This window comes from Nonomuraea jabiensis (assembly GCF_014204795.1).
Taxonomy (GTDB): Bacteria; Actinomycetota; Actinomycetes; order Streptosporangiales; family Streptosporangiaceae; genus Nonomuraea; species Nonomuraea jabiensis.
Map to the genome: position 1 here is coordinate 13,045,608 of NZ_JACHMB010000001.1, position 26,693 is coordinate 13,072,300.

Annotated in this window: 28 protein-coding genes and 1 tRNA gene; 14 read left to right on the plus strand and 15 right to left on the minus strand. The window is 72.1% G+C overall.

Annotation, left to right across the window (positions count from 1 at the left end; all coding sequences use genetic code 11):
• Positions 1–24: 24 nt before the first annotated feature.
• Positions 25–1,965: an ATP-dependent zinc metalloprotease FtsH gene (gene ftsH, locus HD596_RS59455; protein WP_313047494.1), complete on the minus strand. Its 1,941-nt coding sequence runs from the start codon at positions 1,963–1,965 to the stop codon at positions 25–27.
• 36 nt (positions 1,966–2,001) lie between these two features.
• Complete coding sequence (locus tag HD596_RS59460) at positions 2,002–2,790, minus strand: hypothetical protein (protein WP_185078092.1); 789 nt, start codon at positions 2,788–2,790, stop codon at positions 2,002–2,004.
• A 162-nt stretch (positions 2,791–2,952) separates the two neighbouring features.
• Here HD596_RS59460 and HD596_RS59465 point away from each other — a divergent pair, with 162 nt between their 5' ends.
• Complete coding sequence (locus tag HD596_RS59465) at positions 2,953–3,921, plus strand: DUF3616 domain-containing protein (protein ID WP_185078093.1); 969 nt, start codon at positions 2,953–2,955, stop codon at positions 3,919–3,921.
• Here the strand turns inward: HD596_RS59465 and HD596_RS59470 are convergent.
• Both HD596_RS59470 and HD596_RS59475 read right to left on the minus strand, forming a co-directional pair.
• A complete protein-coding gene (locus HD596_RS59470; protein ID WP_185078094.1) occupies positions 3,911–4,570 on the minus strand; it encodes an aminoacyl-tRNA hydrolase in 660 nt (219 codons plus the stop codon). The two genes, HD596_RS59465 and HD596_RS59470, sit on opposite strands and share 11 nt — an antisense overlap.
• On the minus strand, positions 4,567–5,835 hold the full coding sequence (locus HD596_RS59475) for an MFS transporter (protein ID WP_185078095.1): 1,269 nt from the start codon (positions 5,833–5,835) through the stop codon (positions 4,567–4,569). The genes HD596_RS59470 and HD596_RS59475 overlap by 4 nt, the downstream gene beginning before the upstream one ends.
• 71 nt (positions 5,836–5,906) lie before the next feature.
• Here HD596_RS59475 and HD596_RS59480 point away from each other — a divergent pair, with 71 nt between their 5' ends.
• Together HD596_RS59480 and HD596_RS59485 are read left to right on the plus strand one after the other, a co-directional pair.
• Positions 5,907–6,854 carry a GlxA family transcriptional regulator gene (locus tag HD596_RS59480; protein WP_185078096.1) on the plus strand — a complete coding sequence of 316 codons (948 nt, stop codon included), beginning with the start codon at positions 5,907–5,909 and terminating at the stop codon, positions 6,852–6,854.
• Between the two features lie 70 nt (positions 6,855–6,924).
• Positions 6,925–7,755 carry an SAM-dependent methyltransferase gene (locus tag HD596_RS59485; RefSeq protein ID WP_185078097.1) on the plus strand — a complete coding sequence of 277 codons (831 nt, stop codon included), beginning with the start codon at positions 6,925–6,927 and terminating at the stop codon, positions 7,753–7,755.
• Here the strand turns inward: HD596_RS59485 and HD596_RS59490 are convergent.
• Both HD596_RS59490 and HD596_RS59495 read right to left on the minus strand, forming a co-directional pair.
• Positions 7,752–9,203 carry an FAD-dependent monooxygenase gene (locus HD596_RS59490; protein WP_185078098.1) on the minus strand — a complete coding sequence of 484 codons (1,452 nt, stop codon included), beginning with the start codon at positions 9,201–9,203 and terminating at the stop codon, positions 7,752–7,754. The genes HD596_RS59485 and HD596_RS59490 overlap by 4 nt on opposite strands.
• Before the next feature lie 9 nt (positions 9,204–9,212).
• On the minus strand, positions 9,213–9,818 hold the full coding sequence (locus HD596_RS59495) for an acyl-CoA-like ligand-binding transcription factor (RefSeq protein WP_185078099.1): 606 nt from the start codon (positions 9,816–9,818) through the stop codon (positions 9,213–9,215).
• 99 nt (positions 9,819–9,917) lie between these two features.
• Here HD596_RS59495 and HD596_RS59500 point away from each other — a divergent pair, with 99 nt between their 5' ends.
• The 3 genes from HD596_RS59500 (at position 9,918) to HD596_RS59510 (ending at position 11,856) form a co-directional block, all read left to right on the plus strand.
• The gene (locus HD596_RS59500) at positions 9,918–10,481 is read left to right on the plus strand and encodes a CGNR zinc finger domain-containing protein (RefSeq protein WP_185078100.1); all 564 of its coding nucleotides are present in this window, start codon (positions 9,918–9,920) and stop codon (positions 10,479–10,481) included.
• A 74-nt stretch (positions 10,482–10,555) separates the two neighbouring features.
• Positions 10,556–10,999 (plus strand): VOC family protein, encoded by a 444-nt coding sequence (locus tag HD596_RS59505; RefSeq protein WP_185078101.1) that lies wholly within the window; start codon positions 10,556–10,558, stop codon positions 10,997–10,999.
• Positions 10,999–11,856: a pyridoxamine 5'-phosphate oxidase family protein gene (locus tag HD596_RS59510; protein ID WP_185078102.1), complete on the plus strand. Its 858-nt coding sequence runs from the start codon at positions 10,999–11,001 to the stop codon at positions 11,854–11,856. Before HD596_RS59505 ends, HD596_RS59510 begins: the two co-directional genes overlap by 1 nt.
• A gap of 23 nt (positions 11,857–11,879) precedes the next feature.
• Here HD596_RS59510 and HD596_RS59515 read toward each other — a convergent pair whose 3' ends face one another.
• Positions 11,880–12,113, minus strand: coding sequence for a hypothetical protein (locus HD596_RS59515; protein WP_185078103.1), 234 nt, complete (start codon positions 12,111–12,113; stop codon positions 11,880–11,882).
• 84 nt (positions 12,114–12,197) lie between these two features.
• On the opposite strand from HD596_RS59515, the gene HD596_RS59520 reads away from it, so the two are divergent.
• Positions 12,198–12,794 (plus strand): TetR/AcrR family transcriptional regulator, encoded by a 597-nt coding sequence (locus tag HD596_RS59520; protein ID WP_185078104.1) that lies wholly within the window; start codon positions 12,198–12,200, stop codon positions 12,792–12,794.
• Entirely contained in the window at positions 12,791–13,276 is a 486-nt protein-coding gene (locus tag HD596_RS59525; protein WP_185078105.1) for a DUF6653 family protein, read from the plus strand. The genes HD596_RS59520 and HD596_RS59525 overlap by 4 nt, the downstream gene beginning before the upstream one ends.
• A gap of 63 nt (positions 13,277–13,339) precedes the next feature.
• Here the strand turns inward: HD596_RS59525 and HD596_RS59530 are convergent.
• A tRNA-Ala gene (locus HD596_RS59530) sits at positions 13,340–13,412 on the minus strand.
• A gap of 78 nt (positions 13,413–13,490) precedes the next feature.
• On the opposite strand from HD596_RS59530, the gene HD596_RS59535 reads away from it, so the two are divergent.
• Together HD596_RS59535 and HD596_RS59540 are read left to right on the plus strand one after the other, a co-directional pair.
• Positions 13,491–14,201 carry a tRNA-dependent cyclodipeptide synthase gene (locus HD596_RS59535; RefSeq protein ID WP_185078106.1) on the plus strand — a complete coding sequence of 237 codons (711 nt, stop codon included), beginning with the start codon at positions 13,491–13,493 and terminating at the stop codon, positions 14,199–14,201.
• Between the two features lie 76 nt (positions 14,202–14,277).
• A complete protein-coding gene (locus tag HD596_RS59540) occupies positions 14,278–14,751 on the plus strand; it encodes an EF-hand domain-containing protein (protein WP_185078107.1) in 474 nt (157 codons plus the stop codon).
• 7 nt (positions 14,752–14,758) lie between these two features.
• On the opposite strand, the gene HD596_RS59545 is transcribed toward HD596_RS59540, so the two are convergent.
• From HD596_RS59545 to HD596_RS59555, 3 genes are all read right to left on the minus strand, one after another.
• A complete protein-coding gene (locus HD596_RS59545; protein WP_185078108.1) occupies positions 14,759–16,234 on the minus strand; it encodes a vWA domain-containing protein in 1,476 nt (491 codons plus the stop codon).
• Between the two features lie 154 nt (positions 16,235–16,388).
• A complete protein-coding gene (locus HD596_RS59550; RefSeq protein ID WP_313047496.1) occupies positions 16,389–16,892 on the minus strand; it encodes an isoprenylcysteine carboxyl methyltransferase family protein in 504 nt (167 codons plus the stop codon).
• On the minus strand, positions 16,889–18,010 hold the full coding sequence (locus tag HD596_RS59555; protein WP_313047497.1) for a type III polyketide synthase: 1,122 nt from the start codon (positions 18,008–18,010) through the stop codon (positions 16,889–16,891). The genes HD596_RS59550 and HD596_RS59555 overlap by 4 nt, the downstream gene beginning before the upstream one ends.
• Here HD596_RS59555 and HD596_RS59560 point away from each other — a divergent pair.
• On the plus strand, positions 17,952–18,923 hold the full coding sequence (locus tag HD596_RS59560) for a helix-turn-helix domain-containing protein (protein WP_185078110.1): 972 nt from the start codon (positions 17,952–17,954) through the stop codon (positions 18,921–18,923). The two genes, HD596_RS59555 and HD596_RS59560, sit on opposite strands and share 59 nt — an antisense overlap.
• Before the next feature lie 9 nt (positions 18,924–18,932).
• Here the strand turns inward: HD596_RS59560 and HD596_RS59565 are convergent, their stop codons facing one another.
• Together HD596_RS59565 and HD596_RS59570 are read right to left on the minus strand one after the other, a co-directional pair.
• A complete protein-coding gene (locus tag HD596_RS59565) occupies positions 18,933–20,021 on the minus strand; it encodes a methyltransferase (RefSeq protein WP_185078111.1) in 1,089 nt (362 codons plus the stop codon).
• Between the two features lie 179 nt (positions 20,022–20,200).
• Complete coding sequence (locus HD596_RS59570) at positions 20,201–20,722, minus strand: TetR/AcrR family transcriptional regulator (RefSeq protein ID WP_185078112.1); 522 nt, start codon at positions 20,720–20,722, stop codon at positions 20,201–20,203.
• An 80-nt stretch (positions 20,723–20,802) separates the two neighbouring features.
• Here HD596_RS59570 and HD596_RS59575 point away from each other — a divergent pair, with 80 nt between their 5' ends.
• Together HD596_RS59575 and HD596_RS65480 are read left to right on the plus strand one after the other, a co-directional pair.
• Positions 20,803–21,468: an SDR family oxidoreductase gene (locus tag HD596_RS59575; RefSeq protein ID WP_185078113.1), complete on the plus strand. Its 666-nt coding sequence runs from the start codon at positions 20,803–20,805 to the stop codon at positions 21,466–21,468.
• 75 nt (positions 21,469–21,543) lie between these two features.
• Positions 21,544–22,938 carry a 5'-nucleotidase C-terminal domain-containing protein gene (locus HD596_RS65480; RefSeq protein ID WP_185078114.1) on the plus strand — a complete coding sequence of 465 codons (1,395 nt, stop codon included), beginning with the start codon at positions 21,544–21,546 and terminating at the stop codon, positions 22,936–22,938.
• A gap of 47 nt (positions 22,939–22,985) precedes the next feature.
• Here the strand turns inward: HD596_RS65480 and HD596_RS59585 are convergent, their stop codons facing one another.
• Together HD596_RS59585 and HD596_RS59590 are read right to left on the minus strand one after the other, a co-directional pair.
• The gene (locus HD596_RS59585; RefSeq protein ID WP_185078115.1) at positions 22,986–23,885 is read right to left on the minus strand and encodes an LLM class flavin-dependent oxidoreductase; all 900 of its coding nucleotides are present in this window, start codon (positions 23,883–23,885) and stop codon (positions 22,986–22,988) included.
• Positions 23,886–26,000: an LLM class flavin-dependent oxidoreductase gene (locus HD596_RS59590; RefSeq protein WP_185078116.1), complete on the minus strand. Its 2,115-nt coding sequence runs from the start codon at positions 25,998–26,000 to the stop codon at positions 23,886–23,888. It abuts the gene before it with no gap.
• Positions 26,001–26,050: 50 nt separating this feature from the next.
• On the opposite strand from HD596_RS59590, the gene HD596_RS59595 reads away from it, so the two are divergent.
• Positions 26,051–26,512 (plus strand): MarR family winged helix-turn-helix transcriptional regulator, encoded by a 462-nt coding sequence (locus HD596_RS59595; RefSeq protein WP_185078117.1) that lies wholly within the window; start codon positions 26,051–26,053, stop codon positions 26,510–26,512.
• The last annotated feature ends 181 nt before the right edge of the window (positions 26,513–26,693 follow it).

The following is a 26,693-nucleotide window of genomic DNA, read 5'->3' on the forward strand; positions in this document are numbered from 1 at the left end:
GGCCGGAGCAATGCCCGATTTGCGCTAATTCTCGGAAAAGCCGCTCGCGGGGACGGGAGTGGCCGGCGAGGTCGTCGTCAGGCCCGCCGCCGCGTACGCGCCGGCCTCGTCGAGCGTCTCGTGTTCGAGCAGGGCCTTGACGATCGCGTCGAGCTTGTCGCGGTTGTCGGTGAGGATCTGCAGCGCGCGCTCGTAGCACTCGTCCACGATCCGCCGCGCCTCCTCGTCGACGGTGGCGAGCGTCGCGGGCGAGGCCTGCGGCTGCTGTCCGTCGTTGGGGAGGATCGTCAGCGGGCCGACCTTCTCCGACATGCCCCAGCGGCCGACCATGCCCCGGGCGATCATGGTGACCTGTTCCAGGTCGTTCTCGGCGCCGGTGGTGATGACCCCGTACACGACCTGCTCGGCCGCCATGCCGCCGAGCGCGCCGGTGATGCGCCCGCGCAGGTACTGCTCGTCGTAGGCGTACCGGTCGGTGTCGGGAGTGGACAGCGTGACCCCGAGCGCCCGCCCGCGCGGGATGATCGAGATCTTCCTGACCGGGTCGGCGCCCGGCTGGAGCATGCCGAGCAGCGCGTGGCCGGCCTCGTGGAAGGCGGTCCTGGTGCGCTCCTCCTCCGGCATCACGATGCTGCGGGCCGCGCCGAGCTGCAGCTTCTCCAGCGCGTCGGCGAAGTCGGACATCGTGACCTTCTCCTTGCCGCGCTTGGCGGCCAGCAGGGCGGCCTCGTTGACCAGGTTGGCGAGGTCGGCGCCGGTCATGCCGGGGGTGGTCTTGGCGAGCTGGTCGGGGCTGACCTCGCCGTCCAGCGGCACGCCCCGCGTGTGCACCTGCAGGATGGCCGTGCGGCCGGCCGCGTCCGGCAGCCCCACCTGGACCGTACGGTCGAAGCGCCCGGGACGCAGGAGCGCCGGGTCGAGCACCTCGGGACGGTTCGTGGCCCCGATGACGATCACGCCCTCGGCGCCGGAGAAGCCGTCCATCTCGGTGAGGATCTGGTTCAGCGTCTGCTCGCGCTCGTCGTGGCCGCCGAGGCCGCCGGCACCGCCGCGGGCCCGGCCGATGGCGTCGATCTCGTCGATGAAGACGATCGACGGCGCCACCTTCCGCGCCTCCTCGAACAGGTCGCGCACCCGCGAGGCGCCCACGCCCACGATCATCTCGATGAACTCGGAGGCGCTGGCCGAGAAGAACGGCACCTTGGCCTCGCCCGCGACCGCCCTGGCCAGCAGTGTCTTGCCGGTGCCGGGAGGGCCGGCGAGCAGCACGCCCTTGGGCAGCTTGGCGCCGAGCCTGCGGTATTTCCCGGGGTCCTTGAGGTAGTCGACGATCTCGACGAGCTCGTTCTCGACCTCGTCGATGCCCGCGACGTCGTCGAACGTGACCCGCACCTGCCCGGCCTCGACCGGCTTGGCGGCCTTGGACTTGCCGATGCCGCCGAGGCCGCCGCCCATCAGGCTGGCGCCGCGGCGCATGACCCAGATCCACAGCCCGGCCAGCAGCAGCACGGGCAGCAGCGAGAGCAGCAGGTTGGAGAAGAAGCCACGGGTGATCGGCTTGGAGGTGATCTCGACCTGGCCGGTGGCCAGCTGCTGGTCGAGCTGGTCGGTGTTGGCGAAGGCCGGGATCTCGGTCGCGAACTTCGTGTAGGACTCGCTGCTCTCGGGGTTCTTCGCCGCCGACCGCAGGTCACCCTCGACGGACAGGCCCTGGGCGTAGATGTCCTTGACGTTCTTGGCGTTCACCTGCTTGGTGAACTCGGTGTACGAGATCGTCTCGACGGATCCGCTGTCGACGAACGACGACACGACGAAGAAGCCCGCGTACACCACGAGCAAGGTGACGACGAATCGCCACCAGTTGATCTTGGGCCGGCCTCCGGGTGTGCCTGGCAGGCCCTCCGAACGCCAGGGCGGCTTGCCCTTGCCGTTCTTCGGTGCCTGCGGCGGTCCCGAGCGTTCCACGGCGTCACTCCCCACATCGCCGCATACATGATCCTTTTAGCCTAGAACACGCACCCCGGCGACCACGCGGCTGATGTCACGCCACTGCTTGCGCTGCGAGTCAGGCACTGTGACGAACGCCAGTCCCGGCTTGCTCATTCCCCCGTCGATCACGACGACGGCCGCCCGCGACTGATGCTTTCCGTATTTGACGCGATAGACGAGCATCCAGCCGCGCTTGACCGGTTGCGAGGCGATCCAGGTGATCCTGGAGCCCTTGGGGTGATGGTTGAGCGTCCAGCGGGCCGCGAGCAGCGCCGTGTTACGCGGGGACTTCTGCCGCATGATCGGGAGCGGACATGTGACGAATATCCCACGCACCCCGGCGCGCGTCTTGGGGAGCACCTGCTTGGTGGTGAACGGCGCCGCGCCGTACGACTTCCACGGCTTGGGGAGGTCCGGCACGGCCAGCCCGGAACGCCTGTCCTTGACGATCTTCCTGGCCGGGGAGGCCAGGGACATCCGCTTGATCCGGCCGGTCAGCTTGGGGACGCGCGGGTCGGCGTACAGGGCCTCCATGGCCGTGTAACCGGGCGCGAGCGACGAGCCGGGCGAGGGCGTCGCCTCCGCCGTGGGGAGCGGGGACGCGGAAGGTGGCGCCCCGGAGGAAGGTGCAGTGGAAGGTGCGGTGGAAGGTGCGGGGCCGGACGAGGACGGTGCGGCCGGCGGCGCGGTTACCGGCCCCGCCGCGACCTCGTCCGGCCCTGACGGGAGCACCACGACCAGCGTCGCGGCCGCGGCCACGACCAGGCCGATCACGGCGAGCCCCCGGTACACCACCCGCATCCGGAGATCTCCGATACGGGAGCGTTTGGGCGGAGAAGCAGGGGTTCCGGGCCTCGCCGCGGTCCTCACTTGGGAACCCTTGATCTCTTCTTCCCCATCGAGCACGAGCGGAGCGTACGACATATCCGGCCATTGCGCCTTGGAAGCTACCGAAGTGCAATCATGGGCAACGTGGAACAGGTTGAGCTGCGATTCGACCATGCCTCGCGAGCAGCCCGAACGCACACGAACCTCTCAGCGATCCGGCAGGGCTCCGCCGGTCTCTGGGTGGCCGGCGACGAGACCGCGACCTTCGAGCACCTGACGTGGCTGGGCGACCATTTCGGCGCCCAGCGCACGTACCCGCTGGCCGACTACGTGGACCTGCCCGCGGGCCCCGAGGACGAGGCCGACATCGAGGGGATGGCCCGCGCGGACGGCTACCTCTGGCTGGTCGGCTCGCACAGTCTCAAGCGCAGGAAGGTCAAGTCGAAGGACCCGGACAAGGCCGCCGACCGGCTGGCCACGGTGGTCAGGGAGGAGAACCGGTTCACCCTGACCCGGCTGCCGCTCCACGACGAGACGCCCGGCCCTGGAACGATCCTGTCCGGCAAGGACAACCTGACCACGCACCTACGCCACGACCGGCACCTGGCGCCGTTCCTGGAGCTGCCCGGCAAGGACAACGGGCTCGACGTCGAGGGCATCGCCGTCGTGTCCGAGCGGATCTACCTCGGGCTGCGCGGCCCCGTGCTGCGGGGCTGGGCGGTGCTGCTGGAGCTGCGGCTGGAGGAGGCGGGCAGGTCACGGTTACGGCTGCGGGAGCCGTACCGCAAGCACTTCCTGGATCTGGGCGGGCTGGGCGTGCGGGACCTCTGCCCGGACGGGGACTCGCTGCTGATCCTCGCCGGCCCGACCATGGACCTCGACGGTCCCGTACGGATCGTGCGCTGGCGGCCCCGCACCAGGCAGGGGGTCGTCCCCGAGGGCGAGCTCGAGACCGTGATCGAGCTGCCCCACGGCGTGAAGTGCGACCACCCCGAGGGCCTGGCGCTGCTGGCCGACGGCAGGCTCATGGTCGTGTACGACAGCCCGTCGCCCGCGCGGATCACCCCGGCGGGCGGCGTGCTGGCCGACATCTTCACGATCTAGCGACGCGTCCCTGCAACCAGGGCGCCTCGGCCACGAACGTGCACGAGCCCGGCTCGATCTCCGTGAACCCGGCGTCGCGTACCACGGGCAGCCCCGCGGCGGCCATGGCGTCGAAGTCGCCCTGGGAGGGCGCGGTGCGCACGGACACCGCGAGGCCGCGGGCGCGCCAGGCCTCCCGCTCGGCCGCGTCGCTGGCCCACCAGGCGAGCTGGGCGGCGTGCCCGGCCTGCGCCATGGCCTTGCCCGCGGACATGGCCAGGCCCGGGTTGGCCCACAGGACCGGCGGCTCCGCGGGCGGCGGATCGGCGGTGTCGCTCAGCTCGGTGCCGCCCACCTGCAGCCGCGCGAGGTCGCGCGGCCAGCCGTCGAGCGGCACGGGCGGATGTACGCGCACCTCGGCCGTACGGTGCTCGACGGTGCGCCCCGGCAGCGCGACCGCCCTGCGCCACTCGGCGCCCCTGGCCCGGCGGACCACCTTGCGGATCTTGCCGGTGGACTCCCAGGAGTGCAGCTCGGCGGCCCACTCGCCGGGGTCGTCCAGCAGGCTCAGCACGGCCATGGCGGCCGCTTCCAGCGCGTCGGTGCGTTCGGGAGGCGCGGCTCTCTCGATCCTGACGACCAGCGGCAGGACATAAAGCTCAGAATTCATCGCTCTCTAGAATGCACGATGGCCATGGACATGCCCGCGGCCAGGAGGCACAGAGCGCCGGCGCCGTACCAGGCGAGGTCGTAAGCGCCCAGGTGGTCGCGGGTGAGCCCGGCGGCGACGGCGGCGAACGCGGCGCCCACCTGGTGCGAGCCGAAGACCCACCCGAACACCACGGCGCCGTCGGCCCCGTAGATCCGCCGGCACAGCGCCACCGTGGGCGGCACGGTCGCCACCCAGTCCAGCCCGTAGAACACGATGAAGATCAGCATGCTGGGCTCGGTCGTGGCCGCGAACAGGCTCGGCAGCACCATCAGGGAGAGCCCGCGCAGCGCGTAGTAGACGCCGAGCAGCACCTTGGGGTTGATCCGGTCGCTGAGCCAGCCGGACGCGATCGTGCCCGCGATGTCGAAGATCCCGATGACCGCCAGCAGGCCGGCGGCCACGGGCTCGGCCATGCCGTGGTCGTGCGCGGCGGGGATGAAGTGGGTGCCGACCAGGCCGTTCGTGCTGGCCCCGCAGATCGCGAAACCGCCGGCGAGCAGCCAGAACGGCCGGGTCCTGGCCGCCGAGGCGAGCACGGTGACCGCCCTGACCGCCGCGTTCACCGTGCTCGGGGGCGCGGTGCGGACCGCGCCCGGCTCCGCGCCGAGTGCCGTCGTGCCCACGTCGGCGGGGTGGTCGCGCAGCAGCCACCACACGAACGGGACCACCGCCAGCGCCGCACCGGCCACGGTCAGCGAGGCGAAGCGCCATCCCGGCCCCTCGGCGAGCTGGGCGAGCACGGGCAGGAAGATCAGCTGCCCGGTGGCGCCGGCCGCGGTGAGCACGCCCGTGACCAGCCCGCGGTGCCGGACGAACCAGCGGTCCACCACGGTCGCGGCGAACACCAGAGCCATCGAGCCCGTCCCGAGCCCGACGAACACGCCCCAGAACAGCAGGAGCTGCCAGCTCGCCGTCATCAGCACGGTCAGGCCGCTGCCCACGGCGATCAGCAGCAGCGCGAGTGAGACCACGCGGCGCATGCCGAAGCGGTCCATCAGGGCGGCGGCGAAGGGGGCGGTCAGGCCGTAGAGCACCAGGTTGACGGAGACGGCCAGGGAGATCGTGCCGGCCGACCAGCCGAACTCCTCCTGCAGGGGGGTGATCAGTACGCCGGGGGTGGCGCGGAACCCGGCCGCGCCCAGGATCGCCACGAAGGCGACGGCCGCCACGAACCAGGCCCGGTGCAGGCGGCGGCGCGTGGGGGCGGTGGTGCTCAACGTCATGCGCCAATCCTGCTTTATCCCCTTACAAGGTCACGAGTGGCCGGATGGTCAATATGTGAAAGAATTCGGCCATGACACACCGTGTGGCAGTCGTCGTGCTCAACCACTTCGCCACGATCGACCTCGGCGTGCCCGGGCAGGTGTTCGGGACGGCCGAGACGGCGGACGGCGAGAAGTTGTACGAGGTGGTGACCTGTTCGGAGGGCCGGACGCCGGTCCGCTGCTCGGCGGGCTACAGCGTGCTGCCCGACCACGACCTCGACGTGCTCGACACCGCCGACACGATCGTGGTGCCAGGCATCCACGCGGGCCGGGCGCTGCTCGACGGCACGATCTCGGACACGCTGGCCGCGGCGCTCCAGGGCCGGTCCAGGATCATGTCGATCTGCACGGGGGCGTTCGTGCTGGCGGCGGCGGGCCTGCTCGACGGGCGCCCGGCCACCACCCACTGGCGCAATGCCGACAGGTTCGCCCAGCTCTTCCCGCGCGTGAAGCTCGACCCCGACGTGCTGTACGTGGACGACGGCGACGTGCTGACCTCGGCGGGCGTGGCGGCCGGGCTCGACCTGTGCTTCCACGTGATCAGGAACGACCACGGCAGCGAGGTGGCCAACCGCGCGGCCCGCCGCTGCGTCATGCCGCCGTGGCGGGACGGCGGCCAGGCCCAGTACATCGACCGGCACCTGCCGGAAGCGGGCGGCGGCACGGCGGCCACCCGCGAGTGGATGCTGGCCCACCTGGACCGCCCGCTCGACCTGGCCGCGCTGGCCGAGCACGCCAGGATGAGCGTGCGCACGTTCACCAGGCGCTTCCGCGACGAGACCGGCATGAGCCCGGCCAGGTGGCTGAACAGCCAGCGGATCCAGCACGCCAGGCACCTGCTGGAGACGACCGAGCTGGGCGTGGAGGAGGTGGCCAGGAAGGCGGGGTTCGGGACGGCGGTCTCGCTCCGTCAGCATCTGCACGCGGCCGTCGGGGTTTCGCCTCTGGCGTACCGGCACACTTTCCGGCGACTCTGATTTCCCCCGCAAATGCCACATTTCGGCCCTACAATCGGCCCCAGGAAGATCGACTAGGAAAGGTCGTCACATGGCCGAGGCGGACCGCGTACCCGCCGGGATCAACCCGAACGTGCCCAGCGTCGCCCGCATGTACGACTACTACCTCGGCGGCCGCGACAACTTCGCCGCCGACCGCGAGGCGGCCGAGAAGATGATGGAGATCGGCCGGCGCATGGGCAACGACGCCCGCGAGATCGCCCTGGCCAACCGCGCCTTCATCGGTCATGCCGTACGCATGCTCGCCGAGGCCGGGGTGCGCCAGTTCGTCGACATCGGCGCGGGCCTGCCCACCCAGGACAACGTGCACCAGGTGGCCCAGCGGCACGCCCCCGGCTCCCGCGTCGTCTACGTCGACAACGATCCCATCGTGCTGGTCCACGCCCGCGCGCTGCTGGCCAGGGACCCGGACGTCCTGGCGATCGAGGGCGACCTCAAGGATCCCGACGCCATCCTCGACGACCCGCGCGTCGCGGAGCACCTCGACCTCTCCCAGCCGTACGCCGTCCTGCTGGTCGCGGTGCTGCACTTCATCCCCGACGACGCCGAGGCCGCCCGCATCGCCGCGCGCATCCGCGAGCGCCTGCTGCCCGGAGGCCACCTGGTGCTGTCGCACCTCCTGTATGCGGGCCACGACATGGACGACGTCGCGACGGCCGGCCAGCAGGTCTACTCCGGCACGACCTCGGGCGGCCTGGCGCGGCGCGGCTACGACGACATCGCCTCCTACTTCGACGGCCTGGAGCTGCTCGGGCCGGGCGTCGTGCCGGTGGCCGACTGGACGCCCGAGGCCTCCCCCGGCGGCTCGTACGACCTGTCCAAGGGCGGCATCCTGGCCGGGGTGGGCCGCCGCCCGAACTAGGCCGCCACCTCCAGCCCCTCGCCGAACCAGGTCCTCAGCGCCTCGTCGAGGGTCTCGTCGGGCTCTCCCGCCCAGGCCACGTAGCCGTCGGGGCGTACCAGGACGGCGCCGTCGCCCTCGAAGGGCACCACGTGCACGCGCCCGTGCCGCACGCGCAGGCCGCCCGTCCCGTCGAGCAGCACGGGCCACGCGCGGGCGGCCGGCTCGGCCGGCAGGTCGGCCAGGAACCGGCCCGCCAGGGGGTGCGCCGGCGCGGGCACCGGGTAGGCCAGGTCCGCCCCGGCCATCATGGCGGCGATGCGGCGGCGGGCGCCGTCGTCGCCCAGCAGCTCGCCGAACACCTCGCGCAGGGCCGTGACCTCGGGCCCCGGCGCGGCCAGCGCGAGCTGCGCCTGGGTGTGCACGGCGACCCGCAGGGCGGCCGGGCGGCGCTCGGCGTCGTAGGTGTCGAGCAGGCCGGGCGGCGCCCAGCCCCGCACCTCGGCGGCCAGCTTCCAGGCCAGGTTGGCAGCGTCCTGCAGGCCGAGGTTGAGGCCGGGCGCGCCCATGGCCGAGTGGACGTGCGCGGCATCGCCCACCACGAAGACCCTGCCCTCCCGGTAGCGGTCGGCGACGCGGGTGTTGCGGCCCTTGAGCCGCCTGAGCAGGTGTGGGCCCTCGCCGGTGGGCTCGGCGAGCGGCAGGTCGGCGCCGAGCACGCGGGCCAGACTGGCGCGCAGCTCGCCGACGGTCATCGGCACGTCGTCGCCGGGCGCGCAGGCGTCCCATTCCATGGCGCTGACCAGCAGCGTCCCGGGGTCCGCGGGGAGGATCGCGTACGCGCCGCGCTCGGTCCGGTGCCAGGCGTACATCACGTACGTGCCCAGCCCCGGCACCTCCAGCTCCACCGTCCCGGGCCGGATCACCGCGCCCGGCACGGTGACGTGGGCGCTGCGGCTCACGACGTCGGTCGAGGTGACGCCGGGGAAGCCGATGCCCGCGAGCTTCCTGACCGTGCTGTGCGCGCCGTCGCAGCCGACCAGGTAGCGGGTGCGCAGCTCGTACGCGCCCGCTGGCCCCCGCAGCTCCACCGAGACGCCATGGGGGTCCTGGGTGAAGCCGAGCAGCTCGTGCCCGCGCCTGATCTCCACGCCCAGCTCGACCGCCCGCCGCTCGATCAGCTCCTCCAGGGCGGGCTGCTTGATCCCCATCCCGTACAGCGGGTTGTCCTCCAGCCCGGCCAGGTTCAGCGGCAGCGCGCCGAACACGAAGCCCGGCATCGGCGCGTCTCCCACGGCGAGGCCGCGCTGGCGGAGCAGCCTGACGACCTGGCCGACGACCCCGTTGGCCTTGGGCTGATCGCTGCGCCGGGGCAGGCGCTCGACGACGGTCGGGCGCACTCCGGCCAGAGCCAGCTCGCAGGCCAGCATCAGCCCGTTGGGGCCGCCGCCGATGATCACGATGTCCATGCGGTCTCCTCAGAGGGAAGGGTCGGGCAGCCCCGCGGCCAGCGCGCGCAGGGCCTCGCGCAACAGGGGCACGAGCGGGACCGGCGGGTCGGAGCGCAGCCAGTGGGCGACGGCCGCCTGCACGGCGGAGCCCACGGCGACGGCCACGAGGTGGGGGTAGAGGTCGCGGGCGGCGTCGGTGCCGGTGCGCTCGGCCACGGCCGCGGCCAGCTCGTTGTTCCCGGCGAACACCACCTGCAGCGACTCGGCCCGCAGCGCGGGCTCGTCGGCCAGCATCCTGATGCTCGCCAGCGTTTCGGGATCGGGCGCCACGTCCGTGCGGGCCGGCGCCCAGGGCTCGACCATGGCCTCGGTCAGCGCCTCCCACAACGGCTCCTCCGGCGGCCGCGCCCGCAGCGCCGCCACGGAGCGCGTGACGCGGTCGATGTGGCGGGCGGCGATCGCCTCGTACTTGCTGGAGAAGTAGTTGTTGAACGTGCGGGGCGAGACGCCGACCTCGGCGGCGATGTCCTCGACGCGTACGCGTTCCAGCCCGCGCTCGTGAGCCAGCCGGAGGGCGGCCGTCATCAGCGCCTCGCGCGTGGCCTGCTTCTTCCGCTCTCTCAGTCCGCTCATGGACGGCACCGTACGATAAAAGTGCGGACTCCGCAATTTTTCTGACTACGCATGTTTGCTCTAACGGGTGAGCTAGCACCGACGCGTTAGATTGGGAGCATGTCCCTGACCCTCGAATTCGTCAGCACGCTCAGGGCCGAACGTTCCGGACTGGTCGACAGGCTGGCCGACCCGGACGGCATGACGGCCTGGGTGCGGACGCACGTGCCCGATCTCGCCGACCTCACCGTCACGGAGGAGCTGCGCCAGGAGACGGTACGCCTGCGCCAGGCCGTCCGCGCACTGTTCGCCAGGGCCGTGGCGCCGGGCCCGCCGAGCCGGGCGGACGCGGCGAGCCTGCCCGCCTTCGAGGAGTCGCTGGCCCTGGTCAACGCCACCGCCCTGGCCGCCCCCACCGCACCCCAGCTGCGCTGGGACGGCGAGCCGTCCCTCGACACCGCGCCCGCGACGCAGGCCGGCCCCGGCGCGCAGCTGCTCGCCAGGCTCGCCACGGCGGCCGTCGAGTTCCTCGCGGGGCCGGACCGCGCCCTGGTCCGCACCTGCCAGGCCCCGCGCTGCGTGCTCTATTTCGTCAAGGAGCACCCCCGCCAGGAGTGGTGCTCGACGGGCTGCGGCAACCGCGCCCGGGCGGCCAGGCACTACAGGGAGCACAAGAAAATCTAACGCCTGCAAGCCCGAGTTGCCGTTATAGTGTTTCTAACGGCAACTCGGCCGTGCATGCGTTAGAGGAGTGGGGTATGTCCTTCCAGACCGGGCACGTCGGGCTCAACGTCACCGATCTCGACAAGTCCAAAGAGTTCTACACGCGGGTCTTCGGCTTCACGGTGGCGGGCGAGTCGCAGGAGGACGGCCGCCGGTACGCGTTCCTGGCCCAGGACGGCACGCTGGTGCTGACGCTCTGGCAGCAGAGCGCGGGCCGCTTCGAGGCCGCCCGTCCGGGGCTGCACCACCTTTCGTTCCAGGTGGCGGACCTCGACGCGGTGCGCCGGGCGGAGACGGTGATCAGGGAGATCGGCGCGACCCTCTACCACGACGGCGTCGTGCCGCACCGCGAGGGCGCCTCGTCGGGCGGCGTGTTCTTCGCCGACCCCGACGGCATCCGGTTGGAGATCTTCGCCCCGGACGGGGCTGGCGACCGGCCCGCGCCCAACTCTGACACGCCGACCTGCGGGTTCTTCTAATGAGACATCCGGGCGAGGTCGCCGTGCAGCGCCGGGCGGGAGTGCGGCTGGAGGACCACGGGAGCTCGCGGACGCGTCCGGAGATCCCGGAGCCGGCGGCCGAGTTCCTGCGGAACCAGCACATGATCATCCTGGGCGCGGCCGACGACGGCGGGCGCGTGTGGGCGGGCGTGCTCACGGGCCCGGCGGGGTTCGCCGCCGCGACGGACGACCGCACGATCGTGCTGCACGCCCTGCCGGGCGCCGACGACCCGCTGCACGGGCTGTTCGAGCGGGAACGGGACATCGGCCTGATCGCCATCGAGCCGCACACGCGGCGCCGGATGCGCGTGAACGGCACCGCCGTGCGGGCCGGCGACGCCCTGGTGGTGTGGACGGAGCAGGTCTACTCCAACTGCCCCAAGTACATCCAGACCCGCTCCCCCACCTCCGCCCCGGGCGAACCAGCGGGGCTGGGGCGCGGGATCGCGCTGCCGGACCGCCACCGCGGGTGGATCGCGGAGGCGGACACGTTCTTCATCGCCACGCGGGCCGAAGGGCTCGGGGCGGACGTGTCACACCGCGGCGGCAATCCCGGATTCGTCCGGGTGACGGGGGCGCGCTCGCTGGAGTTCCCCGACTACCAGGGCAACTCGATGTACATGACGCTGGGCAACCTGGAGCTGGACCCGGCGGCCGGGCTGCTGTTCGTGGACTGGGAGCGCGGGGAGACGCTGCAGCTCACGGGCCGGGCCCGGGTGGAATGGGAGGAGCAGCGGACCGTGCGCTTCGAGCTGGACGAGTACGCGCACCTGGGCGGGACCGTGTCGGCCGGCTGGACCGCCCCCGGCTATCACCGCTTCAACCCCCCGGTCTAGGCACCCGATCGGGGCCCGCGAGATCACATCCACGGGCCCGCGATCGGCACCGCGCTGTAGTCCTCCCCCGCGACCGGGCGGATCTCCTCCCAGTGCACCCATCTCGCGCCCTCGCTCGCCTGCGGCGGCCAGAGCAGGAATCCCCATCGCACCCCTTCGGCGTCGTCGCCCCAGGCGAGCAGGTAGCGGGCCGCCGTGGCGTGCTCCACGACGGGCGGGCGCCAGAGCTCGGGCAGGTCCTGCGTGTCGATATCCATACCGATCATTATACGAACACATATTCGATATCTCCAGGAGTGCTAGGCTATGACTGAATATCCGATCCAGTCATAGGGACACACATGGCTGTGGCATTCACGGCCGAGGAGCGGGCGCGCATCACCGCGTCCCTCCTCGACACCGCCGAAGAACTCTTCGCCACCCAGGGCCTGAAGAAGACCTCGCTCGACGAGCTGGTCGCGGCCTCGGGCATCGCCAAGGGCAGCTTCTACGCGTTCTTCGAATCCAAGGAGGAGCTGTACAAGGAGGTGATGATCCGCAGGGCGCCCGTGCTCGGCAAGCGGCTGGCCGCCGCCCTGGACCGGCCGCCCGGCGTCGAGGCGCTCGCCCACATCATGCGCGAGCTGATCGACGTGCTCACCACCGACCCGTTCTACCGGCGCCTGCTCACCCGGCCCGAGGAGCTGGAGGCGGTGGCGCGCAGGGTCGGGGCCGAGGAGGTCGCCCGCGTCACGCCCCACCTGCTGACTCCGCTGCTCGACTACCTCGCCCGGGGGCAGGCCGACGGCGTCATCGTCGCGGACGTCCCGCCCGAGGTGCTGGTCGGCGTGCTGCGCTCGGCCGGCCTGCTGGTGCTCAACCGCGACAGGTTCGGGCCCGACCACTCCCAGGTGGTCGAGGCCACCATCAACGCGCTGGCCAGGGGGCTCCTCGCATGAATGTGCTGAAGAAGTACGCGCAGGCCGCGGGCATGACGGACGAGGCGTGGAAGCGGCACGCCAACCCGTGGAGCGTCTGGACCCGGTTCGCGGCCATCCCGCTGATGATCGCGGCCATCTGGAGCAGGCAGTGGCTCGGCTGGTGGGCCCTCGTCCCGGTGGGCCTGGTCGTCGTCTGGCTGGCGGTCAACCCGCACGTCTTCCCGGCGATCGAGCAGCCCGGCAGCTGGTCGGCCCGGGGCATCTACGGCGAGAAGCTGTGGCTGCGCAACCGGTCACTGGTCACCGGCGACCACCGTAACGTGCAGCGGCTGCTCGTCGGGGTGGGCTCGGCGGGGTTCGCGCTGCTTATCTGGGGGCTGATCGCGCTCGACGGCTGGCCGACGGTGTTCGGCGCCACGCTGATCACGCTCGGCCAGCTCTGGCGCATCGACCGGCTCGGCCAGCTCTACCTGGCGCACGGGGACCCCGCCCGCGAGTGATAACCGGCCGCAACGCGAAACCGCCCCTGCCCATCGAAGTGGGAGAGGCGGCCCGGGTCGGGGTGGAGCTATGGGGATTCGAACCCCAGACCTCCTCCATGCCATGGAGGCGCGCTACCAACTGCGCCATAGCCCCTTGCTGCGTGTACGAGTGTATCCGACTTACGGACCCCGCAAGCACACGTTAAAAAGGAAGCATACGCAGAGTAAAAGCTTGCTACTGTCCGTTGCCGTGGCCAGCCTGCAACCGCTCCCCCTGACCCCGCGATGCGCCCAGTTCCTCGACCGCCGCGAGCATGCCCTGATCGGCGTCAGCGCACTCAACGGCTACTTCACCCCCCGCACCATCAGGCACCTCCTCGACTGGGCGACCCGGACGTTCTCCCGGGTCCACGTCCTCGTGCCCGGCGTCGAGCTGGCCGGGACGCTGGTCGCCAGGGGGTGTCCGGCGGCCAAGGCCGGGGCCAAGGCTCGGGCGGCGGCCAACAACACCCGCAACCGGGTGATCCGCGCTCTCGACTCCCTCGACCCGCCGGACGCCACCGTGGTCGACTGGAACGAACTGGCCTCCGTCCCGGCCTACGACGGCGTGCGCAGGAGGCTGGAGCGGCTGTTCGCCACCGATCCGGTCTTCAGGGAGCACTGCATGGACGCGGTGCGGCCGATCGTCGGCGTGCCCCAGCTCTCCCGCGAGCAGGCCGAGAACGCCCTGCCGTTCCTCCTGGCCGAGCTGCCCTTCCTGATCGACACCCCGTCGATCCTCGGCACGGGCTCGTCGGTGTTCTGCTACCCCCGGCCGATGCCGATGGTGGACCTGCTCTACGCCGGCCTGCTGCCGGTGCGCCCGGCGCCCGCGCAGGGATTCGTCTCCACCGCATTGACACAGGCGGCCCGGCCCGCCCACCATCTCAGTAACGCCGTGTAAACACACCGTCACCAGAGGTCGCCGGCTCATGAATGCAGATGCCCGAAATGCTGGACATGCGTTTGACACGAGCGACATGGACCACAACGGCTACCTCGACCACCGCGACATGATCGTGGTCGCGGACGCGCTGTGCGCCCGGCTCGGGCTCTCCGGGCGCGACGCGCAGCGGGTCGCGGACGCGTACGAGCGGGTCTGGCAGTACGCCGTCCGCCACATCGGCACCGACCCCGAGGGCCGCATCAGCAGGCAGTCCTACATCGACTACGCGCTGGCCCCGGGGCTCGACCGCGCCGCGTTCGTGGCCAACGTGGTCAGGCCGATCACCGACGCCCTCTGGGACGCGCTCGACGGCGACGGCGACGACCGGCTCGACCGGGCCGAGTTCCTGCGCCTGTGGTCGGCGTACGACGTGGCGGGGGCGGCGTCGCGGGCGTCGTTCGACCGCCTGCGCGGCAACAAGGTGGCGCACGTGTCGAAGGACGGGTTCGCCCAGGCAATGTACGACTTCTACTACAGCTCCGCCACCGCCGCCCCCATACTCGGCTGAAAGCCCGCTACCCCACCGATCGGGCCTGGTCGATGAGCTGGACCAGCTCCGACACCATCGGGTCCTCGGTGGCCGGCGCCAGCCGGGCGGCCTGCTCCTTGAGCTCGGGCAGGTCCATGCCGAACGCCTTGCGGTCGCGCAGGTAGACCGCGAACGCGGCCACCACCACGTCCACCTGGAACCTGACCGGCGCCTTGTCCAGCGACGCGGCCAGCTCGTCGGCCTGCAGCGACTTGCTCGCCTCGGAGGCGGACCGGGTGTCGGGGTCCTGCCAGCGCACGGTGGCCTGGGCGAGCTGCCCCTTGGCGCCCGGCTTGAGACGCAGCGAGTAGAGCGCGGTGACCGAGTGGCCGGGGCCGATCTCGCCGCCGTCGCGGGTGTCGTCGCGGAAGTCCTCCGTGTCCAGCGCGCGGTTCTCGTACCCGATGAGCTGGTAGCTCTCCACCACCGACGGGTTGAAGACCACCTGGGCCTTGGCGTCGCGCGCCCGCAGCTCGATGTTGGCGGGCAGCTGCGTGGTGAAGACCTTGTCGGCCTCCTCCTGGCTGCTGACGTACACGGCCATGCCGTCGCCGTTGTCGGCGAGCTGCTCCATCAGCTCGTCGCCGTAGTCCCGGCCGACGCCGACGGTGAGCAGCGTGACCTGCTTGCCCGCGTACTCCTTGACCTGGTCGAGGATGGTACGCCACTCGGTGGGGCCCTGGTTGGCCAGGCCGTCGGAGAGCAGGATGACCCGGTTCGTGGCGGCGGGGCGGAACGCCTTGGACGCCTCCTGGTAGCCGGTGACGAGCCCGGCCGAGAGGTTCGTGCCGCCCGAGACGGTCAGCTCGTTCACCGCGTCGCGCAGCTCCTGTCTCGCGGTCAGCGGGGTCATCGACGCCAGCACCTCGGCGTCGTCGCTGAAGGACACGATCGACACCTGGTCGCCGGGGGCGAGCTGGTCGAGCAGTTTGAGCAGGGCCGACTTGACCAGGTCCAGCCGCCCGGTCTCGGCCATCGAGCCGGACACGTCGACGACGAACGTGAGGTTGGCGGGCCGCCGCGCCGCCGCGTCCGAACCGCGCGTCTGCAGGCCCACGCGCAGGATCGCCTGGTCGCGCTCCGGCAGCTTGGCGCCGTCCACGTGTACCGCGAAGCCGTCGTCCGAGGGCGGCGCGTAGTCCTGCCGGAAGGCGTTGACCCACTCCTCCGGGCGGATCTCGCCGGGCGCGGGCCAGCGGCCTCCCTGGAGGGTCTGCCGGGCGTAACCGTACGAGGCCGTGTCCACGTCGAGGGCGAACGTGGAGATCTGGGCCGTGGTCGTGTCCTCCTCACCGTTCGTCCTGGCGGGTGACGCGGACGGCCGGACCGGGGCCGGTTCCGCGTTCGCCGGAGCCTTCGCCGCGCGTTCACCGCTGGTCGGGCTTCCGGAGCCGCCTCCGCACGCGGAGAGGGCGAGTAGCGCAACAATGCCGATTCCCGCCGCTAAAGGGCGAAATTTCATTGCAACCACCTCCATGCCCTACGACGGAACTTGATCTCCCCTGGCCGAGCCGGTGACGTAAGCGAGCACAAACCGCGATCGGCGCGTGATCAGTTGTGACAGCAGCGACAGTTGGGGTGACCACGCGGTGCGTCCCGACCATCGAGACGTGGCCCTAGCGTGACAATGCCGCGTCCTCGACCCGCACCCGTACGGTGAGCAGCACCGCGTTGGCGGCGGCGAAGGCCAGCGCGGTGAGCCAGGCCGAGTGCACCAGCGGCAGCGCGAGGCCCTCCGCGACCACGGCCACGTAGTTGGGATGCCGCAGCCACCGGTACGGCCCCCGGTGCACCAGCGGCATTCCCGGCACCACGACCACGCGGGTGTTCCACTGCCTGCCCAGCGTGCCGACGCACCACCAGCGCAGACCCTGCGCCAGGACGACGACCGCCAGCATCGGCCAGCCCAGCCACGGGAGGAAGGGGCGCCCGAGCAGCCACACCTCGGCGGGCGCCGCCACGAGCAGCGCCACGTGGGCCACGACGATCCAGGGGTAGTGCCGCCGGCCGTACTCGACGCCGCCCCTGGACCTGGCCCAGGCCAGGTTGCGGCGGGCCACCGCCAGCTCGGCCAGCCGCTCCAGAACGACCAGCCCGATCAGGACGAGGTACGCGCTCACCAGTGCAGCAGCAACAGCTCGGCGGAGAACCCCGGCCCCAGCGCGAGCAGCACGGCGGGCGCGTCCGGCCGGCCCCGCGTCTCCTGGAGCACGTGGAGCACCGAGACCGAGGACAGGTTGCCGTGCTCGCGCAGCGACCGCCAGGTCACGTCGAGCGCCTTGGGAGGCAGGTCGAGGGTCCGCCCGAGCGTCTCGATGATCTTGGGGCCGCCGGGATGGCAGACCCAGGTGGCGACCTGCCCGGGGGTCAGGCCGTAGTCCGCCAGGAACGCCTTGATGTCACCGGCCAGCACCTGCTCCACGAACGTGGTCAGGTCCGGGTCCAGCACGATCCGGAACCCGTGCGGCCCGACCTCCCAGCCCATGAGGTGCTCGGTGTCCGGATAGAGGCGGCTGCGGGTGGCGACGACCTCGTGTCCCTGGCCGCGTCCGGTCGCCACGACGGCCGCCGCGCCGTCCCCGAACAGGGCGCTGGCCACCAGGTTCGCGATCGAGGTGTCGTCGCGCTGGATCGTCAGCGAGCACAGCTCCACGCACACCAGCATCGCGACGTGGTCGGGCCAGCCGCGCAGGTAGTCGTGCAGGCGCGACAGCCCCGACGCGCCCGCCGCGCATCCGAGGCCGAACACGGGCACCCGCTTGACGTCCGGCCGCAGCCCCACGCGCTGGGCCAGCCTGGCGTCCAGCGAGGGCGTGGCGATGCCGGTGGTCGAGCAGAGCACCAGGTGATCGACCCGCTCCGGGCGCACGCCAGCCTTGTTCAGGGCGCCTTTGACCGCCTGTTCTGTCAGGTCGAGGGCCGTTTCGAGGTAGATGTCGTTCGCGCGGGCGAAGGAGTCGAGCTTGGTGTAGTCGGCCAGCGGGAGAGCGAGATTGCGTCCCTCCACGCCGGCCGCCGCATGGAATCGGCGCAGCAGCTCCTCGTCGCAGTCGGTCAGCCGGGAGAACGCCTCGGTGATCTCCACCTGTGCGTAGCGATGATCCGGCAAAACGGTCTGCACGGCCGATATATGCATATACCTCTCCTGCCGCTGAGAGGCCGGCGCTAACATGCGAGGCATGCTCCTGCCGCTTCCCTCCAGGCCGCACCGGGTGGCCGTGCTGGCGTTCGACGGCATGGCGCCGTTCGAGCTCGGCTGCGTCGTGGAGTTCTTCGGGCTGCCCCGGCCCGAGCTGGACGTCCCGTGGTACTCGCTCGCGGTGTGCGCGGAGACGCCGGAGCCGCTGCGGGTGGTGGGCGGGTTCACCATGCAGGCGGCGCACGGGCTCGACGTGCTGGCCGAGGCCGACACGGTGATCGTGCCCGGGGTGGCGGACGTGCCCGGAGAGGTCTCCGGCGCGCTCGTGTCCGCGCTGCGGCACGCGCACTCGCGCGGCGCGCGCCTGGTGTCGATCTGCTCGGGCGCGTTCGCGCTGGCGGCGGCCGGGCTGCTGGACGGGCGCGAGGCCACCACCCACTGGAGGTACGCCGAGCTGCTCCAGGAGCGTTACCCGCTCGTCCGGGTCAACCCCTCGGTCCTGTACGTGGACGGCGGCGACGTGCTGACCAGCGCGGGCAGCGCGGCGGGCCTCGACCTGCTGGTCCACCTCGTACGCGGCGACCACGGGCCGAACGTGGCCAACTCCGTGGCCCGCCGCCTGGTCATACCGCCGCACCGGGAGGGCGGTCAGGCCCAGTTCATCCAGGCCGCCGTGACGCCGGTGGCGGACGACGACGGGGTGGCCAGGGCGATGTCGTGGGCCCTGGAGCACCTGGCGGGGCCGATCGCCGTGGCGGACCTGGCCAGGGTGGCGCACATGTCGGAGCGCTCGTTCATCAGGCACTTCAAGCGGCAGACCGGCACCAGCCCGCTGCGGTGGGTGATCTCGCAGCGGGTGGCGGCCAGCCTGCCGATGCTGGAGTCCACCGGGGCGCCGGTGGAGGAGATCGGGGCGGCGGTCGGGTTCGAGAGCGCGGTGACGTTCCGGCACCACTTCACGCGGGCCATGCGGACGTCGCCGTCGGCGTACCGGCGGGCTTTCAGCACGTGACCCCGGGCCTCAGGTCGTGAGCCGCCACAAAGAAGTGATCTCGGCGGCGCGGGCCTCGTGCAGCGGGTCCTGCTCGTCCTTCGGCCGGTGGTGGCGGGGCGGGACGTCCAGGCGCCCGGCCACGCGCAGCCCCGCCCGCTCGAACGCGGCCAGCAGGTCGGCCCGGGTGCGCAGGCCGAGGTGCTCGGCCAGGTCGGACAGGACGAGCCAGCCTTCGCCGCCGGGCTCCAGATGCCCGGCCAGACCGTCGAGGAACCCGTTGAGCATCCGCCCGCCGGGATCGTAGACGGCCTGGTCGAGGGGCGAGACCGGCTTGGCGGGCAACCACGGCGGGTTGCACACGACCAGCGGCGCCCGGCCGGGCGGGAAGAGGTCGGCCTGCACGACCTCCACCCGGTCGTCCAGCCCGAGGCGGGCGAGGTTCTCCTCGGCGCACTCGACGGAGCGCTGGTCGAGGTCGGTGGCCACGACCCGGCGCACGCCCCGTCTGGCCAGCACGGCGGCCAGCACGCCCGTGCCGGTGCCGAGGTCGAAGGCCAGCCGCCGGTCCTCCGGCAGCGGCGCCCGCGCGACCAGGTCGACGTACTCGCCCCTGATCGGCGAGAACACGCCGTGGTGCGGGTGGACGCGGGCCTCGAGCGCGGGGACGTAGACGCCCTTGTGCCGCCACTCGTGGGCCCCGATCAGGCCGAGCAGCTCGCGCAGCTGCCCCACCGCCGGCGGAGCCTCGGCGCCGTACACCTCGGCGCACGCCTCGCGCACGTCCGGCGCCCTGCGCAGCGGCACCACGTGGCCTTCCGCGAACGGGATGAGCAGCATGCCCAGCGTGCGGGCGCGCTGGGACCGGGCCTGGCGGTAGCGGTGGAACCCGGCGCCGGGCGCGGCGGGCTTGCACCGGCGCCCCATGGCGGTCAGCAGCTGGCGGGCGTTCTGGAAGTCGCCCTGCCAGAGCAGCGCGGTGCCCTCGCAGGCCAGCCGGTAAGCGGTGTCGGCCGTCATCCGGTCGTCGGCCGTGACCACCCGCCTGGGTGGCGGGGCGCCCAGCGCCGAACGCCAGATCGCCGACCGTTCCTGCCCTGCCTCGCTCCAGTGGATCATCAGAACCCGACCGTTTCACATGCCGCGCCCGCGCGGCCACCCATTTACGGCAACAGGCCGTCCACCAGGGCGCGCAGTCCCCGGGCGCAGGTGTCCCGCGCGGTCAACTCCTCCCACCGTACGCCCACCGCGCTGATCAGCGGAAACCCTTCAGGGTCCAGCGAGGAGGTCTGACCGGGCTATCTTGCGCGCAGGGCGTCGAGGCTCAGCGTGAAGTGGCGGCGCCACCGCTCGGGATCGGCCTCCGCCACCCGGGAGTTGGCCATCATGAAGAACGCCAGGTCGATCGACCCGACGTCCGCCCGCAGCGCCCCCGCTCGCTGGGCCCGCTCGACCAGCCGGGCGATCAACCTGTTGACCTCGGACTCGTCGCTCCTGTGCGCCAGGCACACCAACTCGGTGAAGGCCCGGTCCCTGGCCTGGAGCTCGCACGTGCGCTCCAGGAACCGCACCAGCCCCTCCCAGGCGTCGGGCGCCTCCAGCGCCTGCCGGGCCAGCTCGGCCCAGCCGCTCACCTTCTCGTCGAGAAGCGCGTCGATGAGGTCGCCACGCTCGGGGAAGTGCCGGTAGAGCGTGCCGATCGCGACCCCGGCCCGCCTGGCCACGGCCTCCAAAGGCGCCTCGACACCCCGCTCGGCCAGCACCTCCCTGGCCGCCTCCACGAGGGCGTCCCGGTTGCGCTGCGCGTCACGGCGAATCATGTCTCCATCCTAATGAAGTCGAGGGTTATCCTCAGGTTACGTGTTAACGTGAGGGTCACCCTCAACTTAAGGAGAGCCACATGAAGATCGCGATCATCGGCGCCGGCCCCGGCATCGGTCTGGCGGTCGCCCGCCGCTTCGGCCAGGAGGGCTTCGAGGTCTGCCTGGTCTCCCGCGACCAGGACCGCCTCGCCGCACTGGCCGCCCAGCTCGCAGGCGTCCGGGTCACCACCCACGCCGCCGACCTGACGGACGAGCGCTCGCTGGAGGCGGCCCTGGCGGACATCGGCCCGGTGGACGTCCTGGTCTACAACGGCGCGGGAGCGGTGCGGGCCCTCACCCCCGTGCTGGAGGTGACCAGGGAGAGCGCCCAGGACGCCTTCGACAGCGCGGTGCTCGGGGCGGTGACGGCGGTCCGCGCGGTCCTGCCGCCCATGCTGGCACGCGGCTCCGGCACCCTGCTCTTCACGTCGGGCATCTCGGCCGTCCACCCGCTGCCCTTCCTCGGCAACGTCGGCATCGCGGTGTCGGGCCTGCGCAACTACGCCCTGTCCCTGGCCGAGGCGCTCGCCGGCCGGGGCGTCCACGTGGGCCACGTGCCGATCTCCGCCGCCGTCGCCCCGGGCTCCCCCGCTTCCCCCGAAGCGGTGGCCGAGACCCACTGGCGCCTCCACACGGCCCGCGACCTCCACGAGGTCGTCCTCGGCGACCTGGCCACCGTCGAAGCAGCGATCAGCGCGCTTTGATCAAGATTGTCGTAGGGCTTCGCTAGCGTCCGGGTTCGTTCATCCAAGTCGATCACGTCGTGAGAGAGGAATCCCGTGGGTTTATCCACAAAGATCGGGCGCCGGATTGCGGTGCTGGTGGCCGCTGTCGCCCTGGCCTCCGGCACCCTGGCCTCGGGAGCGCAGGCCGCCCCCACCCCGGTCGCTTTCGGCACGGTCTCCGCCTCCCCCAAGGCCCAATCCGGCGATTGCCCGACGGCCGTGACGCTGTCCACCACGGTCAAGGTCAAGGCGCCGGTGACGCTGAAGTACGCATGGACCTTCAGCGACGGAGACCGGAGCAGGGCCAGGACGTACAAGGTCGGCGGCAAGGGGCTCAAGACCGTCCGGCTGTCCACGTCGCTCAAGGTCACCGGCGACGCCCGCGGCTGGGGCGCGGTTCGCCTGGCCGGCCCGGTGAGGAAGACCTCCGGGAAGGCGGCGTTCTCCGTCACCTGCACCGGTGACGGGACGGGCACGGGCGACACCTGGGACAGCGTGACCACCTCCGCCGTGGGGGTCGGGGACACGCCGGCCGGCTCGCCCACGCCGGCTCCCACCGGGCAGGACGGCGAGACGCCCGCGCAGAACCTGGTCGGCAAGGCCACCATCGCCTTCGAGCGGACCACCGCCTCGAAGTGCCCGGTGACCTTCAAGATCCACGGCTCCTTCGAGGGGCTTCCGGCCGGGGCGCAGACGGTCCAGTACCGCGTCGTCGGCACCCAGGAGTGGAAGACCGTCAACGTGCCGGCCGACCACGGCACCGTCTTCACCACCGTGCTGGAGACGTTCGAGTGGGGCTGGGAGACCGAGGAGAGCTCGATCCGGATCGAGGTCAACCAGCCGGACGGGCTCAGGTCCAACGTCATCCACTACTTCAAGTGCCACCCGCCGGTCGGCGGCGCGCAGGTCGGCGTCGCCGCCGAGGACATCGCGCTGACCGGCAACGGCGGCCCGCTGGCCGAGCTGGTCGCCGACGCCATGCTCGAGGCGGTCCAGTCGCTCTCCGGGGCGCAGGCCGCGCTCGTCAGCAAGTACGGCATGCGCAAGGGCCTGCAGGCCGGGCCGATCAAGTACGAGGACCTGTACGGCATCCAGCCCGCGGGCTTCGCCGTCGACGTGCGGACGGTGACCGGCGCGCAGCTCAAGAAGTTCCTCGTGCCGACGAGCCCGAACGCCGGAGTGGCGACCCCCTCGGCCGCGCTCCGCTACACGCTGAAGGACGGCGTGGTCACCGGGCTCACGCTCAACGGCACCCCGGTGTCCGACACCCAGGTGCTCAAGATCGCAATCAACTATCAGATGAGCGGCGGCTGGCAGGGCTTCCCGCAGTGGCAGGGGACCAGCGGCGTCTACTACGGCGGGCCGGACGACACGGGGGCGCTGGCGTCCTACATCGCCAACCACTCGCCGGTCCAGGCGCCCGCGGGCGACCGCGTCACCGTGCAGTAAGGCGTCATGAGTAGCGATCGCCGGGCGGAGCGGGTTCCGCCCGGCGGTCAGTTGCCGCGTTCGGCGGTGACGAGCTCGCGGGTGGCCGGGGCGACCTCGGCCGCGAACAGCTCCATCACCGAGGGATCGTCCGCCATCAGGATGAACGTGCTGACGCCGTGGTCCAGGGCGAGGCCGGCGAGCTCTTCCGCCCACTGGTCCGGCGGCCCGTCCAGCAGGCCGCGGCTGGAGCTTGCGAAGCGGCCCGAGAGGTTCAGCAGCCGGCGTACGTCGGCGGGCGAGCGGCCGGCGGACAGCGCGGCCTCGTCGATGTGCTTGTTGCCCTCCGTGAGGTCGCCGGGGCCGCCCTGCAGGTAGGACAGCGACGGCAGCCAGCCGTCGGCGGCGCGGCCGGTCAGCTTGAGCATCTTCGGCTTGTAGGCGCCGAGCCAGATCCCGATGTCATGGGCCGGCGCGGGGCCCCGCTTGGCGCCTTTGACCTGGTAGTACTCGCCGTCCACCCGGACGCCGCCCGGCTCGCCGGCCGCCCAGATCTCGCGGAAGATCCCGATCGCCTCCTCCAGCGCGTCCACGGCCTGGCCGGGGGACAGCCGCCGGCCGCCCATGGCCTCGATGGCGTCCCAGAACCCGCCCGCGCCGATGCCCAGCTCGAAGCGGCCGCCGCTGAGCAGGTCCAGGCTCGCCGCGCTGCGGGCCAGCACTGCGGGGTGCCGCAGCGGCAGGTTGAGCACGTTGCCGCTGAGCCGGACGCGCTCGGTGCGGGCCGCGACGTAGGACAGCAGGGTCCAGGTGTCGAGGAACTTCGGCTGGTACGGGTGGTCCTGGAAGGTCACCAGGTCCAGGCCGGCGCGGTCGGCCGCCACGGCCAGCTCCACCGCGTGCGTGGCGGGCTGCGCCGTGGGGGTGACGAACGCGCCGAACAGCAGGTCGTGCCCGTAGTCGGTCATCTATGACTCCTCAGGTCGGATGTTGAAGTTGTCGCGGAAGACGTTGTCCGGGTCGTACCGTGCCTTGAGCTCGCGCAACCGCCGCAGCGTGCCCGGCGGGAACGCGTCACCCAGCCGCTCGGGGCGTCCGTCGGTCTCGAAGCTGAGGTAGAGGCCGTCGACGTACGGCTCCAGCCGGGCCCACTCCTTGTCCACCCGCTGCCGGTTCGCCCCGAACGCGATGACCGAGAAATTGGCCGAGCGGTGGGCGTAGGCGGTGGCGTCCGCGGGGACGTCGGCCACCGCGCCGCCGACCGAGCGGATCTGGAAGAAGTACACCGCGCCGCTGTGGATCAGCCGCGCCGCGGCGGCGGCGAACTCCGGGGTGATGTGCTCGACCAGCCCGGAGCGGGTGACCGGCTCCCCCTGGCCGTTGTGGCCGTCGCCGGCGGCATTGGCCATGACGGCGGCGTACGAGGTGATCACGACCTGCTGGTCGAGCAGCGGGGCGATGTCCGCCAGCGGCTGGAGCCGGTCGATGACGGTCTCCGGCACGCCCGCGTTGACCATGGCCATCACGTGCCCGGTCGCCGGACGTCCGGCGCGCGGCGGGCTCACGATGAGGAAGCTCGTCAGGTCGCGCGGGGCCGACTCCTGGACCGCGCCGAACCTTTCGAGGAACGTCGCCGTGTCCCGGGCGTCCATGACGAGCTGCGCCCACCCGACGTCGCCGATCTCGTCCACCTGGAACTCGAACGCCGTGACGACGCCGAAGTTCGCGCCCGCGCCGCGTACCGCCCAGAACAGGTCAGCGTTCTCCGTCTCGCTCGCCCGCACCACCGAGCCGTCGGCGAGCACCATCTCGACGGCGCGCAGGTGGTCGATGGTCAGGCCGTGGTCGCGGGCCAGGAACCCGAGGCCGCCCGCCGTGGCCAGGCCGCCGACGCCGACCCCGCCGTAGTCGCCGGAGCTGAGCGCCCACCCGTACGGCTCCAGGGCCGCGGCGACGTCCGTCCAGCGCGCGCCGGGGCCGACCCTGACCAGGCGGCTCTCCCGGTCGAGCACCTCGATGGAGTCGAGCCCGGACACGTCGACGACGATGCCGCCGTCGTTGGTGGAGCGGCCGCTGATCCCGTGCCCGCCGCTGCGCACCCCCAACGGCAGGTGCGGGTGTGCCCGCGCGAACGCCAGCGCCTCGGCCACCTGGCCGGCGTCGCCCGGCCGGATGACCAGCCCGGGCGCGCCGCCCCGCAGGTACGTCGACCTGACCCGCGCATATCCCGGGTCGCCCGGCTCGATCACCGGGAGGGACGCGGGCACCCGGTCGTAGTCGATCCCGGCCCGCCGCAGGGCGCGCACGGAGGCGCGGCGCAGCTGGCGGCCGGTCGGTCCCACGGCCTCGCGCAGCGCGGGCGCCACCTCCAGCGCGAACCGTTCGATGGCCGCCGGGTCGTCCGACATGAGGATGAAGGTCCCGATCCCGTCCTCGACGGCCAGCGGAAGGAGGTCCGCCACGCCGGACCCCGCCGGGACGTTGACCAGCCGGCGGATCTCGCGGGGATCGCGCCCGGCCGCCAGCGCGGCCTCGTCGATGAGCTTGTTCCCGGCCCGGATCCGGTCCGGCCCGCCCTCGTCGAGGGACACCAGCCAGCCGTCCGCCCGCTCCCCCACCAGCCGCAGCGCCCGCGCGCCGTCCCCACCCAGCCAGATCGGCACGTCGTGCGCGGCCGGCGGCCCCGGCTGCGCGCCCCCGAGCCGGTAGTGCTCGCCGACGAAGCGCAGCGGCCCGCCGTCGGCGTCCCACATGCCGCGGATCACGTCGATCGCCTCACCGGCCCCCGCGTCGGCCCCCAGCGCGAGCGACAGCCGGCTCCCGGACAGCAGGTCCAGGCTGGCCGCCGCGCGGGCGAGCACGGCGGGCGGGCGCAGCGCGAGGTCCAGGACGTTGGCCGACAGGCCCACCCGCGAGGTCCGTCCGGCCACCCACGACAGAAGCGTCCACGTGTCGAACGTGTCCGGATGATCCGGAAAGGTGACCAGGTCGTACCCCAGTTCCTCACTCCGGACCGCCAGCGACACGGCGTCGGCTCCGGGGGTGATGAACGTGCCGAACGTCAGTGGATGGCCGTAGTTCATCCGAGCCCTCTCCAAAAAGGTTGATGCATCAACCATACTAGACTGTCGTCATGTCCACGCTCTCCACCCGTCAGGCGGCCCAGTGGGCCAGCTACCAGCGCATGCGCGTGCAGCTCACCGGGCGGATCAACCGGGAGCTGGCCGAGGCCACCGGCCTGTCGGAGGCCGACTACGAGATCCTCACCCACCTCACCGAGTCGCCCGACGAGTCGATGCGGGCGCTGGCGCTGCGGTGCGGGCTGGCATGGGAGAAGAGCCGCCTGTCCCACCAGCTGCGCCGCATGGAGCAGCGCGGGCTGGTCACGCGCGCCGAGTGCGAGGAGGACAACCGGGGGTCGGTCATCCGGGTCACCGAGGAGGGCCGCCGGCTCGCCGCCGAGGCCAGGCTCCACCACGAGAGGGCCGTCCGGCGCTACGTCGTCGACGTGCTGACCCCGGCCCAGCTGGAGGCGCTGGGCGCCATCGCCGAGACCGTGCTGGGCCGGCTCACGGATGAGGAGCACCAGGCATAGGACCCTGCTCGGCGACTTCCCCCTGACGTACCTGTACTTCCTGCTCCTGCTCGCCCCCACCTACGGCGGCGCCGCGGTGGCGATCCGCGAGGTGGCCAGGAGGAAGGGGCTCGGGGCGGCGCTGGTCGCCGGGCTGGTGTTCGAGCTGCAGACGGTGGTCGACGGGCTGCCGGTCTGGTCG